17 protein-coding genes are annotated in these 13,768 nt (G+C 37.3%); 5 read left to right on the top strand and 12 right to left on the bottom strand.

Translation table 11 applies throughout. From position 1 onward, the window contains the following. Positions 1 to 19 precede the first annotated feature (19 nt). Positions 20 to 565 (bottom strand): RNA 2',3'-cyclic phosphodiesterase, encoded by a 546-nt coding sequence (thpR, locus tag ABH961_RS19065; protein WP_048540749.1) that lies wholly within the window; start codon positions 563 to 565, stop codon positions 20 to 22. 389 nt (positions 566 to 954) lie between these two features. Continuing rightward, positions 955 to 2,361, bottom strand: a complete 1,407-nt coding sequence (gene pepV, locus ABH961_RS19060; protein ID WP_048540750.1) for a dipeptidase PepV — start codon at positions 2,359 to 2,361, stop codon at positions 955 to 957. 357 nt (positions 2,362 to 2,718) lie between these two features. On the opposite strand from pepV, the gene ABH961_RS19055 reads away from it, so the two are divergent. Continuing rightward, complete coding sequence (locus tag ABH961_RS19055) at positions 2,719 to 2,940, top strand: DeoR family transcriptional regulator (protein WP_000805512.1); 222 nt, start codon at positions 2,719 to 2,721, stop codon at positions 2,938 to 2,940. 80 nt (positions 2,941 to 3,020) lie between these two features. Here the strand turns inward: ABH961_RS19055 and ABH961_RS19050 are convergent, their stop codons facing one another. Further along, positions 3,021 to 3,749 (bottom strand): pseudouridine synthase, encoded by a 729-nt coding sequence (locus tag ABH961_RS19050; protein WP_048540752.1) that lies wholly within the window; start codon positions 3,747 to 3,749, stop codon positions 3,021 to 3,023. A 41-nt stretch (positions 3,750 to 3,790) separates the two neighbouring features. After that, a complete protein-coding gene (locus ABH961_RS19045; protein WP_001284033.1) occupies positions 3,791 to 5,443 on the bottom strand; it encodes a putative polysaccharide biosynthesis protein in 1,653 nt (550 codons plus the stop codon). Between the two features lie 254 nt (positions 5,444 to 5,697). Here ABH961_RS19045 and ABH961_RS19040 point away from each other — a divergent pair, with 254 nt between their 5' ends. Both ABH961_RS19040 and ABH961_RS19035 read left to right on the top strand, forming a co-directional pair. Further along, positions 5,698 to 6,969: a BaiN/RdsA family NAD(P)/FAD-dependent oxidoreductase gene (locus ABH961_RS19040; protein ID WP_404519805.1), complete on the top strand. Its 1,272-nt coding sequence runs from the start codon at positions 5,698 to 5,700 to the stop codon at positions 6,967 to 6,969. A 203-nt stretch (positions 6,970 to 7,172) separates the two neighbouring features. Further along, a complete protein-coding gene (locus tag ABH961_RS19035) occupies positions 7,173 to 8,612 on the top strand; it encodes an MDR family MFS transporter (RefSeq protein WP_075311134.1) in 1,440 nt (479 codons plus the stop codon). A gap of 32 nt (positions 8,613 to 8,644) precedes the next feature. Here ABH961_RS19035 and ABH961_RS19030 read toward each other — a convergent pair whose 3' ends face one another. Both ABH961_RS19030 and ABH961_RS19025 read right to left on the bottom strand, forming a co-directional pair. After that, complete coding sequence (locus ABH961_RS19030; protein ID WP_000098837.1) at positions 8,645 to 8,968, bottom strand: ArsR/SmtB family transcription factor; 324 nt, start codon at positions 8,966 to 8,968, stop codon at positions 8,645 to 8,647. After that, positions 8,969 to 9,400, bottom strand: coding sequence for an SRPBCC family protein (locus ABH961_RS19025; protein WP_098080041.1), 432 nt, complete (start codon positions 9,398 to 9,400; stop codon positions 8,969 to 8,971). A 424-nt stretch (positions 9,401 to 9,824) separates the two neighbouring features. On the opposite strand from ABH961_RS19025, the gene ABH961_RS19020 reads away from it, so the two are divergent. After that, positions 9,825 to 10,052, top strand: coding sequence for a DUF3973 domain-containing protein (locus ABH961_RS19020; RefSeq protein WP_141520065.1), 228 nt, complete (start codon positions 9,825 to 9,827; stop codon positions 10,050 to 10,052). Positions 10,053 to 10,086: 34 nt separating this feature from the next. On the opposite strand, the gene ABH961_RS19015 is transcribed toward ABH961_RS19020, so the two are convergent. Next, a complete protein-coding gene (locus ABH961_RS19015; protein WP_000621751.1) occupies positions 10,087 to 10,269 on the bottom strand; it encodes a sporulation protein Cse60 in 183 nt (60 codons plus the stop codon). Position 10,270: 1 nt separating this feature from the next. After that, positions 10,271 to 10,507 (bottom strand): DUF2553 family protein, encoded by a 237-nt coding sequence (locus ABH961_RS19010; protein WP_000533808.1) that lies wholly within the window; start codon positions 10,505 to 10,507, stop codon positions 10,271 to 10,273. Between the two features lie 253 nt (positions 10,508 to 10,760). On the opposite strand from ABH961_RS19010, the gene ABH961_RS19005 reads away from it, so the two are divergent. Next, entirely contained in the window at positions 10,761 to 11,255 is a 495-nt protein-coding gene (locus ABH961_RS19005) for a CarD family transcriptional regulator (protein WP_000451450.1), read from the top strand. Positions 11,256 to 11,327: 72 nt separating this feature from the next. Here the strand turns inward: ABH961_RS19005 and ABH961_RS19000 are convergent, their stop codons facing one another. The 4 genes from ABH961_RS19000 to moaD all read right to left on the bottom strand — a co-directional run bounded on the left by ABH961_RS19000 (position 11,328) and on the right by moaD (position 13,766). After that, the gene (locus ABH961_RS19000; protein WP_000286669.1) at positions 11,328 to 12,113 is read right to left on the bottom strand and encodes a glucose 1-dehydrogenase; all 786 of its coding nucleotides are present in this window, start codon (positions 12,111 to 12,113) and stop codon (positions 11,328 to 11,330) included. Between the two features lie 13 nt (positions 12,114 to 12,126). After that, the gene (gene glcU / locus ABH961_RS18995) at positions 12,127 to 12,984 is read right to left on the bottom strand and encodes a glucose uptake protein GlcU (protein WP_048540762.1); all 858 of its coding nucleotides are present in this window, start codon (positions 12,982 to 12,984) and stop codon (positions 12,127 to 12,129) included. Between the two features lie 36 nt (positions 12,985 to 13,020). After that, positions 13,021 to 13,440: a DUF3888 domain-containing protein gene (locus tag ABH961_RS18990; protein ID WP_098080045.1), complete on the bottom strand. Its 420-nt coding sequence runs from the start codon at positions 13,438 to 13,440 to the stop codon at positions 13,021 to 13,023. A 92-nt stretch (positions 13,441 to 13,532) separates the two neighbouring features. Beyond that, entirely contained in the window at positions 13,533 to 13,766 is a 234-nt protein-coding gene (gene moaD, locus ABH961_RS18985; RefSeq protein WP_098077517.1) for a molybdopterin converting factor subunit 1, read from the bottom strand. Positions 13,767 to 13,768 lie beyond the last annotated feature (2 nt).

Raw genomic sequence — 13,768 nt, 5'->3', positions numbered from 1 at the left:
AAAAACGTTTTCATACATTCTATTTTTGTAATTTTATTTCAGCAATCGCTTTATACTTCGGTGTCTCCTTCACGTGAGATTCGTATAAAGTAATCGTATCCGCTTGAAATGATATTTCAGGCACTTCCTTTATATGTTCTAAATCGAACTTCTCTTCTCCTACCCATTTACGAGCAACTGTAATATGCGGATGATACGGGCGCGCTTCTAAAGAAAATCCATTCCCTTCACACATAGCGTGCACTTGCTTTTGTAATTGAAGCAAATCGTAATTCTCGCTTACCTTCGACCAAAAAATACGCGGCCTATCTTCCATACCGAACGTAGAAAATCCTTGTAATGTGAACGATAGTTCTTTCATTTCTGTAATTGTTTGTAATCCATTCTTTATTCCTTCTAATTGTTCCTCTGTTGCACTACCTAAAAATGAAAGGGTAATATGGTAGTCTTCTTTATGTACCCATGAACGAAATGGTAATTCCTCCTGCATTTCCTCTTTATAGTTAGACAGCACTTCTTTTATATGATTCGGTAACGTAATCGCGACAAAATAATGCGGCTCCATGTACATCTTCTCCTTCTTTCTATTGTTGCTTTTCTTTCTTATCTCATTCAATTAATAAGAATCAAACTTCCCTACAAGTCTAACCAAGTTAGGGTCGCGTTAATAAAGTGAAACTTTAATCAGTGGGGGTTTTGTCCATCCCCTACTGATTATCAGCCCTCACCAATCGGGCTTTTACGGGCATTTGATCCCCACCTAACTTCTTCGCTTTCGCTAAATTTTAAGGTAGGGTCTTACTGCCCGTTAATGCGGGATAAATGAAATTATATCGAAATCTCGACAAGGAATATCGACTTAACAACTAAATACGATAAGAAAAGCAACCTATACGTAACAGAAAACCGTCCCAAAATATGTATCGGGACGGCCTCTTCTTATTTATATATCCATTACTTCGCTAATTCATGAATTGCTTGCGCGTAAATTGCTGTTGCTTTTAATAAGTCTTCAATTTCAATGTATTCGTCTTTTTGATGCGCAAGTTCTTCTTTTCCAGGGAACAACGGACCAAACGCAACGCCAGCTTTCAATGAACGAGCGTAAGTACCACCGCCGATTGCTAATAGTTCTGCTTTTTCTCCTGTTTGTTCTTCATATACGCGCTGCAACGTACGAATTAACACGTGGTCTTTATCAACATGATGCGGGCGAGAGTTTGAATAATCCGCCACTTTAAATCCATGATTACCAACGTATTCTTTTAACTTTGCAATCATTTCGTCAAAGTTAGTCGTAACTGGGTAACGTACATTTAATCCTAAATTACCACCATTCTCTTTCGTATAAGAAAGGCGACCAACATTCACAGTTAACGGTCCGCTAATATCGTCTTTATAAGAAATACCTGCTTTCTCTCCTAAAATATCTCCTGTAAATGTTTCTGTTACAAACGATGCAAATGAAGACCCTTTTCCATCAAGAGCAACTGTAGTTAAGAAGTTTGCCAGTAATAAACCTGCATTCTCACCCTTCTCTGGAGTAGATCCGTGAGCTGAAATCCCTTTAATTTGCAACGTCACCGTATTACCTTCTACAATTGCTTCGCCTATTTTTTTAGCAGTTTGTAAATACTCTTCATATGCTACTGTAAGTGCATTTACATCTTCTCCTGTAATAATCGCTTCTGCAAAATCAGGAACCATATTTAAACGGCGACCTGATTCAAATGAAACAAGTTCATATGTACCTTTCTTTTCTTCACTACCACTTTGCACAACTTGTATATCAGAAATTCCTTTTTCTGCATTAATAATTGGAAAATCTGCGTCTGGCGCAAAACCGATTGTTGGCATTTCTTCGTTTTTAAAGTAGTGATCTACACATTTCCAATTGCTTTCCTCATCTGTTCCTAAAATCATGCGAACGCGTTTTGAAAGAGGCAAACCTAATTCTTTCACAATTTTCATCGCATAATAAGCTGCCATCGTTGGGCCTTTATCGTCAATTGCACCACGTGCAAAAATCTTTCCATCGCGAATATCTGCACTATATGCGGGAGTCGTCCAGCCATCTCCTTCTGGTACAACATCAACGTGACAAAGAATACCTACTAACTCTTCTCCTTGTCCCATTTCAAGATGACCTGCATACCCTTCTAAATTTTTAGAAGCAAAACCTTCCGTTTCTCCTTTATGTAACATGAAAGATAAAGCTTTTTCTACACCTTCACCGAATGGTGCGCCCTCTTTCGCTGATTCTTCTTCCCATACACTTTTAATTTGTAAAAATTGTTGTGTATCACGAATTAAATCATCTTTTCGTTTTGCAACTTCTTCTGTCCAATTAATCGCTGACATCACGCATCCATCCTTCACTATATTGTTTCTTTCATCATAACAAACCGAAATCTCTTATGCCATATACGAAACTCAAATACCTAACAATTGTAATATTTCAGATATTTCTTATTAGTTTTTCTTTTATTTTTCTAAAAAAATTTGCAGGAATTTGGCGTTTTACGTAGAATTTTATGTGTTAGTTGACTGACCATATATACAATGTCAACTACCAATATTTTTCTATATGAATATTTGTTAAATTTCTGTAAAATTTAAGTAGATTAAAGCATGAATTTTATCATGTAGAGTACAATGGTAGTAACGACCTTCTTTCCTGAATGGGGTCAAAAAAACTAGTAGAGGAGTGGTTTTCTCTTGAAACCTACAACTACTCGTATGCTAACACGCATTAAATCAATTTATATGTACATCAATGAAAACGGAACGGTAACGACGAAAGACCTTGTAGATGAGTTCGGGATCACACCGCGAACGATACAACGTGATCTAAATGTGTTGCAGTTTAATGAACTCGTGTATAGCCCTTGCCGCGGTAAGTGGACAACAACAGGAAAGAAAGTGAGAATGACCTCATAACGAAAAATAATTGTATGTAAATAAATACATACCCCTTTCTAACTCATTAGAAAGGGGTCTTTTCTGCGCCAAAAACAGCACTATTTCTCAGTATCTACTTGATATGTTTTTAACATTTCTACTTCTTCATCTGATAGCTCTCGGTATTGTCCAAGTTCTAGCTCTTCATCTAATACTAATGGTCCCATCTCTGTTCTCTTTAGGTAGACTACTTTTTTCCCTACCGCTTCAAACATACGCTTCACTTGATGGAACTTTCCCTCTGTAATTACAAGCTCGATTTCAGAAATCTCATCGCTTTTTAATATTGTAAGTGCACCTGGCTTTGTTTCATAGCCATCATCTAAAATAACACCTTTAGCAAACTCTTTTACATCCTCTTCTGTTACTACTCCTGCAATGTGTGCATAATATTTTTTCGGCACATGCTTTTTCGGAGATAACAATTGATGTGATAACTTCCCGTCATTTGTTATCAATAAGAAACCTTCCGTATCAATATCAAGTCGTCCAACTGGGAACGGATCAAAGATTGCATCTTCTAACTCTAATAAATCTATTACCGTTTCATGATTATCATCTTCTGTCGCTGAAATAACGCCTTGTGGTTTATGCAACATTAAATAAACAAACTCTTTATATTCCACAACTTCTCCGTGAATCATAACTTCTTGCTCTTCTACATTTACATGAACCTTCGCATCTTTCACTGGCGTTCCATCAATTTTTACAACGCCGTCTTTCAATAATTTCTTTACTTCTTTTCTACTTCCATATCCCATATTTGCTAATAATTTATCTAATCTCACGTTTTTCACCTTCTTTGTTTATCATAGAAAAGGGGACGTAATTACGCCCCTTTTGATTTCAACTTTATTTTGAATCTATTGCCAAGTTTACGTTGGATTTTCTCTAACGCTTCTCCGCCAAATACTCGTTCAAGTACTCCTGTGCGAATTGCTAACAATCCATACACAAGACCACCAATACCTGCACAAACCACAACTGTAATAAGAGCACCCATTCGGCCATCAGGTGAGATCATGAAGGACAGAGTCCATTGTGATAACTTTACAGCAATGACCATTACAAGTGTTAATACTGCAATTTGGAAAGTTCTCTTATATACAACACCAAATGAATAGTGTACATGTTTTTTGATTTGTCGATTCGTATACCATACGGAAGCTAAGAATCCGACTGCAGTTGCTAAAATCGCTCCAACTGTACCGAAATAACGAATAAAGATTACGTTACATACGAATTTCAAAATAACACCCATAATAAGCGCGACAATCGCATGTTTTTGTTGATTGATTCCTTGCAGAATTGCTGCTGTTACTGTAAATAAAGCGAATAACAACGCAACCGGTGCATACCACATTAATACTTGTCCACCTAGTGGATCTGAGTCATAGAACGCAGTATAAATTGGATACGCAAGTGTTGAAATACCGACAACTGCTGGCAATGTTAAGAACATATTTGCCTGGAATGTTTGTGTAATTTGTAACTTTAAATAACGGTATTGTTTTTCAGTAAATGATTTTGTAATCGCTGGTACAAGCGTTAAACTAAACGCTGTTGCAAGCGATACAGGAATCATAATTAATTTATGCGTCCACATTGTGAAAATACCAAGCGCTCGCTCTGCGATATCCCCTTGGCCAATCGCTTGCATAATTGAGTTAAATGTCAATGTATCAATTTGTTGATATAAAGGAATTGTTAACCCAATTACAACGTAAGGAATCGCATATGCAAATAATTCTTTAAATAATTGAACCGTACTCACTGTCGATTCTGGTACAGTTTGTTCAATTAAATATTGATCCAAATGTTTTTTACGTTTTAGCCAGTACCAAATGAGTACACCGAGCGCTCCAACTGCTGAAACGAACGCAGCAAATGTCGCTACCCCAACTGCTGTTGCAACTGTACCGCCAAGTACTTTAATAACGATAAAACTACCCGCTAATAAAAAGACGATACGAATAATTTGTTCAATAATTTGCGAAACAGTAGTCGGTCCCATCGATTGGTGACCTTGGAAATAACCACGAATTAAACTCGCTGCCGGTACAACAATAAGTGCAAAACTTACAAGACGAATAATCGTCGTAACTTCTTCTACATTACTGTGTATACTTTGTTTACCAAGCATTGCTTCTGCAAACAGTGGCGCTGTCATGTATAGAACTAGGAACGAAAGAACTCCTGTTACTATCATCATAACCATTCCCGAGCGGAACATTCTCCGGCTCGTTTTATAATCGCCAAGCGCATTATATTTGGAAACAAATTTGGAAACAGCAAGCGGCACCCCTGCCGTTGCAATACTTAAAAAGATCGTATATGGAATGTATCCATATGTATAGAGCGTTCCGCCTTCTGTACCTACTAATGCATGAAACGGAAAGACGTAAATCATGCCTAAGAACTTTACTAAAAATGTCCCTAACGTAACAATAAGCGTTCCGCGCAGAAATTTCGAATCGGACATACAAAAATCCTCCTACATCTACATAAAGTGAAACTATAATTAATTGAACTATTCGAGCATTCGAGAACTATTAGACTTCCCCTAACTCTTAAGGTTTTAGTCCTATGGCCCACAAATAGCAGGATAGTGCTGAACTCTAACTTTTGTATTGTACCACAATTCTCTCCTTAAGCAGTACTTCACTCTATTTTTCTTTTAAGGGAAAACATGCTATTCTTTTAGGCAGGAAATGTAGAAAATGAGGTCGATATATTATGCATTATGATGTTATTGTCATCGGTGGCGGGCCTTCTGGGCTAATGGCTGCAATCGGTGCTGCAGAAGAAGGCGCAAGTGTCTTACTTCTTGATAAAGGAAATAAACTAGGGCGTAAACTTGCGATTTCTGGTGGTGGTCGTTGTAACGTAACGAACCGTCTACCACTTGATGAGATCGTTAAACATATACCAGGAAACGGTCGCTTCTTATACAGCGCTTTTTCTATTTTCAATAATGAAGATATTATTACATTCTTCGAAAAGCTTGGCGTGCAACTAAAAGAAGAAGATCATGGTCGCATGTTCCCTGTATCAAATAAAGCACAATCAGTAGTAGACGCACTTTTAACACGATTAAAAGACTTAGGTGTAAAAATCCGTACGAATACACCGGTTGAAACAATTGAATATGAGAACGGTCAAACGAAAGCAGTCGTACTGCAAACTGGCGAAGTGTTAGAAACGAATCATGTCGTTATCGCTGTTGGCGGAAAATCCGTTCCTCAAACTGGCTCTACTGGAGACGGATACGCTTGGGCTGAAAAAGCTGGGCATACAATTACAGAGCTATTCCCAACAGAAGTACCCATCCTTTCAAACGAACCATTTATTCGTGATCGCTCCTTACAAGGTCTTGCTTTACGCGATGTTAACTTAAGCGTATTAAACCCGAAAGGAAAAGCTATCATTTCTCACAAAATGGACATGCTCTTCACTCATTTCGGCCTATCTGGTCCTGCCGCTCTTCGTTGTAGCCAATTCGTCGTGAAAGCACTGAAAAAGTTTAAAACGAATACGATTCAAATGAGTATCGATGCATTGCCAGAAGAAAATAGTGAACAACTATTCCAGCGCATACTGAAACAAATGAAAGAAGATCCGAAAAAAGGAATTAAAAATGTATTAAAAGGTTATGTTCCTGAACGTTACTTCCTATTCTTATTAGAAAAGAATGAAATTGATGGCAGCGAACAAGCTGGACAAGTTTCTCACGAGAAGATTCGTGCACTTGTGAAAGACTTTAAAGAGTTTACTGTGAATGTAAATGGTACGCAGTCAATTGAAAAAGCATTCGTTACTGGCGGCGGTGTATCCGTTAAAGAAATTAACCCGAAAGAAATGTCTTCTAAATTCATGAACGGCGTATATTTCTGCGGAGAAGTTCTTGATATTCACGGTTATACTGGCGGCTATAATATTACATCTGCTCTCGTTACTGGTAGAATTGCCGGAACAACAGCTGGAGAAAACGCAAAAATGCAATATTAAAAAAAGAAACAGGGGCTTCCTGTTTCTTTTTTTATAGGTATATGAAATTATATCGGCGTTTTCTTAAATATATCGACTTACCGACAAGGAACGATAAATATACGCTCCTCCTGACTTCCCATTGCTTTTTTGTTGCTTTATATACCTTAGTACCTTTATATTTTATATTGTTGAATATTTAAAAAAGGGTAAGGGGAAAAAATATGAGAAAAAAAGTCATGATGTCTTTAATGCTAATGACGTTTCTTTCTGCGGTAGAAGGAACGATTGTTAGTACAGCGATCCCTCGTATAACGAGTGATTTGTCAGGCGTCGAACTTGTTAGTTGGGTATATGCAATTTATATGCTTGCAACAGCTGTTTCGACTCCAATATACGGAAAGTTAGCTGATTTATTCGGCCGTAAAAAAGTTTTACTCATCGGAGCTACAATCTTCTTAATCGGTTCTGCGCTTTGCGGAGTCGTTACATCAATGGAACAATTAATCTTCTTCCGTGCTCTTCAAGGTATAGGTGCTGGTGCTGTTATGCCGATCACAATGACGATTATTGGAGACTTATATAGCGAAGCGAGAGACCGCGCGAAAGCACAAGGTTGGATGAGTGCCGTTTGGGGTGTATCGGGTGTTATCGGACCGTTAGTCGGTGGATTTTTAGTTGATTCTCTATCTTGGCGTTATATTTTCTTCTTAAACGTCCCATTTGGAATTATCGCTTGCTTAATGATCGCCATTTACTACAAAGAATCTATTAAGCCCGCTAAACACCATATCGACTATCTTGGTGCAACAGTCTTCTCATTAAGTACGATCGCTCTACTATATGCATTATTAACAGGTAGCAGTAAGCAAAACTGGGGCGACATAACAATTATCGGCCTATTAATCTTTGCCGTCGTTTCATTCATTATTTTCTTATTCATTGAGAAAAAATCTCCGGAACCATTAATTCCGCTAGCACTTTTCTCTAACCGTACATTATCTACAATAAACATATTAACGCTCATTGCTGGCGCAATGATCATTAGTATTACAATGTACCTTCCAATTTGGAGCCAAGGTGTATTAGGAAAAAATGCGACAGAAGCCGGACTTATTTTAATGCCAATCCCTGTTATGTGGACATTTGGCGCTATTTTCTCTGGTAACTTAGTAGGCAAATTAAAAACGAAACAAATCATTTTACTTGGAGCTAGCATTTTATCAGTCGCTACGTTCTTATTATTTACATTATCAACAAATTCACCATCGTTCCTTATTTATGTAGCAGTCGGATTATTCGGATTAGGAATGGGGCTTGTGACACCTATTTATATGGTAACAATTCAAGCAGCTGTACCAGCTCATACACGCGGAACAGCCGTTGGTTTAAACACATTTATTAATACATTTAGTCAAACGTTAGGTGCTGCAATCTTTGGCACAATCTTTAATACGATGATTCATGCACGCGGTATTCAAAACCTTGATCTTGTATCTGGCGGCGGACACGGAGGAACTACAGCAAACGTAGTAACCGAATCGCAATCCGCATTAGCATCAAGTGTACACGTCATTTATATGAGTACTTTCGTATTAGCAGTATTTACACTAATTATCGCTTGGATTTTATTAAAACCAGCTACTCAAACAAGTGAGCAATAATAAAGAGGATGACCATTTTGGTCATCCTCTTTTTACTCTTCATTCTCCACAATATGTTTCAGCATAGATAATTTATTATCCCAAAAACGTTCATAATATGAGAGCCACTGTTGTAATTCCTCTAATGGTTCTGGATGCAAACGATATATCTTCTCTCTTCCGCTTTTTCTTCCGCTTACTAAATTCGCTTCCGAAAGAATATGAAGGTGCTTTACAACCGCAGTACGACTCATCGGAAAATGATCCGTTATTTTGGAAATCGGTAACTCTTTATCACTTAATAACCGTATTACTTCTCGGCGGGTTGGATCAGCAATTGCTTGAAATACATCATATTTCGCTGCTGATGAAGACACTTAGCCTTCAACAACCTTTTTCAGTTTTTCATTTACAATCGCTACCCAGCCGCCACTCATTCTATCGCGAATAATAGAGCTCTTCGCACTCGCTTTCGGAAGAATTTCATCAGGATGTTTCCAGCCGCCGTGAATTAACGTAAATTCTGTTTTATTATCTCCTAGGTCTTTCAGATTAAATGAAACGACCCAGCCATCTGTATCCCATGAGAAAGATAGATGGTTTGGTTCATCAATTTCTAACACTTTACATGGTGATGGGCCAAATGGTGATTGCACACGAAATTCATGTCCTACCTCTAATACAAAATCATTCGGCATAAACCATGACGCAATCCCTTCTGCAGTTGATACTACATTCCATACTTTTTGAATAGACGCGTTAAAAACGATCGTTTGTTTAATATCAGTTAATGTATTTTGTTGTTCCATTTTCATTCTCCTTTATTCGGCAATTAAATATAACACCTTTTGGTTACACTTTGATAATATAACACCTTTTAGTTTCATGTCAACGCTAGTTATTTTTTATTATTGAGAAATTCTCAACATTTTTTCAACAGGACAAACACCCTCTGAGCATTCCCTCATAATATACTCACAAAGGCAACAAAAAATAAAAACTTCTCTCAACATGAAACTCCATCATTCATCTTGAAAGAAGTGCCTTACGTATATCATGCGTATTTCGTCTCTCCTCCTTCCCTCAGGGACACTACGCGAGATATGAAAAATCAGAAGGAATATGCCCACCATTTGAGTAGGTAGTTATTTCTCTTCTCCTCAACATTTCCTTAGGAGCGAAATGACTACCAACTCACTTTTTTCAAACAAAAATAAAAAGGGGATGAAAGCTATGTTCTATTGCATTAATTGCTCTGACATTCACCATGAAAAACATCCGAATGATAAAGTATTCAAAAACGGTTTTTATATCGATCCATTTTTAGGTGATCGTTATCACCTTGGTATGTGTACAGATGCCCAAAACCATGAAACAGGGGAGCCTCTTTTAGCGAAAAAGAAATTAGGCAAAACTCAATCTATTATGAACGTATTACCGACACATGTTGTCCCAACATAAAGCATAAAAAAGAGCTGGCTCACCCAGCTCTTTTTTATGCTTTATAAACGATCATTGCTGAAAAACAATAAATTTGGTTTTCGTCATCATTAATAGAAACACCGACTTGGTACTTAATATCTACAAAATTACTATCATCAATCTTTTTCAAAAAAACATTTACAGCGTCTTCTAAGTCTTTTTCGTGACTTTCATCAAACACTTTTACACGAATCATGTTAACACCATCCTAGATCGCAGCCCTCCGCCGCTTGATTATTGCCACGGTGCGTATCTATGATGCGATAAAATTTTCCGTCTTCATATATATATCCGTCTTCTAACACATATTGTTTACCTTCAGTATAGACATAAAACTTACCTATCATAAATTTACTCGTATATAATTCCAAATAATCCGGTCTAAATTTAGCTACAACTTTATTTGTAATATCAATTCTTATTGTGCGCCCCACCTTCTCTCCCTCCCTTGCAAAGAACGGATTTAGGTATATTGTATTAGCGATTTTACATTTTATGCTTAAAAATAAGTGGATATGCCTTCTTTCTTCGCCTGTACTATTTTTCAAAAAAATCATCAATAAGTAAGAGCAAAAAATATATATAAAAAAGAGCTTTTACTTATTGACTATAATATTAACATTATGGTATTATATAAAATTTGACATTTTTGTTTACTTGTGCTATCATTAAAAGTGGTTACCACATATGGAGGTGGATGATTTGTTTCAAATTGGCGATAAAATCGTTTATCCAATGAACGGCGCAGGAGTCATCGAAGCCATTGAAGAGAAAGAAATATTAGGAACAACACGTCAATATTGTGTGATACGTATCATTAGTAAAGACATGCAAATAATGCTTCCTATGGATCAATTACAAAAATCAGGTATTCGTTATATCGTAGATAAAGGTACGTTAGATGTTATACTTCTTGAATTTCAAAACGGGGAATCAGACACATCACTTTCCTGGAAACAGAGATATACAATGAATATGGAAAAAATGAAAAACGGCAATCTGCAAGATAGCGCAGAAGTTGTTCGCGATTTACTTCGCCGTAATAAAGAGAGAGCATTAAATGCGAGCGAAAAACAAATGCTAGATAATGCACGCAAAATGATGATTAGCGAAGTTGCACTTGTGCAAAATGTTTCTGAACATCAAGCAACAGAATTTCTTCAAGATACAATTAATCATTAAATTTAAAATAGCCGACCGCTATTTTTTTTGCAGAAAAAAGGACAAAGAGATAAACCTCTTTGTCCTTTTATATTACCCGCGACCTGCTTGAAACGACGGGTATAAAGTCATTCCACCATCTGCAAATAACGTAATTCCAGTTACGTAACTCGCTTCTGATGAAGCGAGCCACGTTGCGACTGCTGCAATTTCTTCCGGCTTTCCAATGTAGCCCATCGGTATCATACTTTCTACGTCAGCACGTTTTTTAGGATCAGCAAACTTTTCTGCATTAATTGGCGTATTTATTGCACCTGGCCCAATATTATTTACTCGAATACCTTTTGGTGCATATTCTAGCGCTAACGTTTCTGTCATCAGTTTAATACCACCCTTACTCGCCGCATAGTGCACGAATAGTGGCCACGGAATTTTCTCATGAACACTTGACATATTAATAACAGAACCTTTAATATCATGTTCTACAAAATATTTAATCGCTTCACGGCTTCCTAAAAAAGCACCTGTTAAATTTGTATTGATTACTTTATTCCAATCCTCTAACGGCATTTCATGCGACGGGACCGCGTTTTCTATCCCTGCATTATTAATCATAACGTCAAGCGTACCAAACTCTTTCACAGCAGATTGAATGAGGTTCACGACATCAGATTCAACTGTCACATCACCTTTTACAGCAATCGCTTCTCCGCCTACTTTTTTAATTTCTTCTAATACATCATGCGCTTCTGACTCTCGTGAGCGATAGTTAATTACTACTTTTGCTTTCTCCTTAGCAAACCGTACTCCCATCGCTCTTCCAAGACCAGTTGCTGATCCTGTAATAACGACAACTTTTCCTGCTAAATCACTATACATTTCAATACCCCCTTTAACTTTTTGCAACACCTAACATTATTCCGGCTGCGATAATAAAAACGATACCTACAACAATCCCCGTTAATTGGCGTTTCGTTTTTCTTTCACCTAATATAAGAATCCCGCCAAGCGTTGAAATAATAATTCCCATTTGCGATAGCGAAAAACTTGTTGCCACTCCAACACGCGGCTGCGAAATGAATAAAAACATATTTCCAGCTGCCCAAATTAATCCTGGGATAATATTTCGTAGTGCATATTTATTAAATGGATGATGTTTAAACGTAAGCAAAACGCCCCCTAACACCATACCAACTGCTTGTGGCAATAAAGCTGACCAACCATCTACGTTAAATAGCCTAATCACTACTACGTAAACTAAATAACCGACTGTTGAAATCAATAAAATGATAATGCCCCTTTTAAAATTCCCCGCCTGCTCTGCACTCTTTTCTTCTTCACTTTGAAGTGATGTTAAAATAACACCGATAATAATACAAACAAGAGCCAAAACGCCAAGGACGACCGATATAGTCGTGGACCACTCATGAAATACGATGACTCCAAATAAAGTCGTCGCAACTAATTGCAGTCCTGTTGAAATGGGCATCGTTCTCGAAACGCCCATTAAATCAATACTTTTTAATTGATTCGCCTGACCAAGTGCCCAAAATAAACCTGACACAATTCCAACTCCAATAACAGTAGGAGTTAATACTGGCTTCATAAAAATATAAACAACAATTGAGAAAATAAGTGCCCCAAACGTTGTACCGAGCGTTTGACTATACGGTCCCCCGCCCAGTTTCACGTTAAATAGCACAATACTTCCCCAAAATATAGCCGGTAAAATCGCTAAAAGTATGTCCATCGCTCATTACCTTTCTTTACTAAATGTCATAAGTTATCACTCTGAATCATTAGAGTGAGCTTTTATTTTTTCTTTTTCCCGTTCACAAACTTTTTCTGCAATAGCACCAGAAACATTCTTTTCTCGCTCCACCTTCTTTATTTTTACGTGATCTAAATAATCTTCCAAAATAAGTGTAACTTTATCATTCGGCGGATTATGTGCACCTTGGAACGTAAGAAATTGTAGCGTAATTTCAAATCTAGGAACGAACTCACCGTTCTTACCGAGACGTTTTATATTTATAACGGAAGCACATTCATACTGATCTTCTGTCACTTGTCTAATAATTGAATAGTACCTATTTGATAATGCACTCTCTAACAGCTGCTCCCTCGATTCTTTCGCAAAAGAATCACTTGGAGAAGAGAAAAAGATTGCACATAGCATTGTAATAACTACACATATTTTTTTCATAACACCCTCCTTGTTCTATAAGTTAGTGTTCGCAAAACTTCCATAAAAAAACGACTTCCCTATGTAGGAAAGTCGTTTTAATGAATCCAATATTAACCACCGCTCACTGGTGGGATTAGTGCAACAACATCACCATCTCGGATCGTATCATCTTCATTTGCGTATTCTTCATTAATCGCAACCATAGTTGATGCTGCCACTGGTACATTATATTCTTTAGCAACAACATCTTTTAACTCTGCAACCGTAATATTTTCTTTCTCTATTTGTAATTCACTTGTTCCTGCTTCTTCTTGCAAGTGCGCAAATAATAATACTCGAATCATAC

It is taken from the genome of Bacillus sp. RC251 (assembly GCF_044908765.1).
Taxonomy (GTDB): Bacteria; Bacillota; Bacilli; order Bacillales; family Bacillaceae_G; genus Bacillus_A; species Bacillus_A wiedmannii.
This window is presented reverse-complemented; position numbering and strand designations above follow the sequence as displayed.

Coding starts and splice junctions, on each gene's coding strand:
- thpR (WP_048540749.1), bottom strand. CDS start 565: ATGGAGCCGCATTATTTTGTCGCGATTACGTTACCGAATCATATAAAA.
- pepV (WP_048540750.1), bottom strand. CDS start 2,361: ATGTCAGCGATTAATTGGACAGAAGAAGTTGCAAAACGAAAAGATGAT.
- ABH961_RS19045 (WP_001284033.1), bottom strand. CDS start 5,443: ATGTCCGATTCGAAATTTCTGCGCGGAACGCTTATTGTTACGTTAGGG.
- ABH961_RS19040 (WP_404519805.1), top strand. CDS start 5,698: ATGCATTATGATGTTATTGTCATCGGTGGCGGGCCTTCTGGGCTAATG.
- ABH961_RS19035 (WP_075311134.1), top strand. CDS start 7,173: ATGAGAAAAAAAGTCATGATGTCTTTAATGCTAATGACGTTTCTTTCT.
- ABH961_RS19025 (WP_098080041.1), bottom strand. CDS start 9,400: ATGGAACAACAAAATACATTAACTGATATTAAACAAACGATCGTTTTT.
- ABH961_RS19020 (WP_141520065.1), top strand. CDS start 9,825: ATGTTCTATTGCATTAATTGCTCTGACATTCACCATGAAAAACATCCG.
- ABH961_RS19015 (WP_000621751.1), bottom strand. CDS start 10,269: ATGATTCGTGTAAAAGTGTTTGATGAAAGTCACGAAAAAGACTTAGAA.
- ABH961_RS19005 (WP_000451450.1), top strand. CDS start 10,761: ATGGAGGTGGATGATTTGTTTCAAATTGGCGATAAAATCGTTTATCCA.
- ABH961_RS19000 (WP_000286669.1), bottom strand. CDS start 12,113: ATGTATAGTGATTTAGCAGGAAAAGTTGTCGTTATTACAGGATCAGCA.
- glcU (WP_048540762.1), bottom strand. CDS start 12,984: ATGGACATACTTTTAGCGATTTTACCGGCTATATTTTGGGGAAGTATT.
- ABH961_RS18990 (WP_098080045.1), bottom strand. CDS start 13,440: ATGAAAAAAATATGTGTAGTTATTACAATGCTATGTGCAATCTTTTTC.
- moaD (WP_098077517.1), bottom strand. CDS start 13,766: ATGATTCGAGTATTATTATTTGCGCACTTGCAAGAAGAAGCAGGAACA.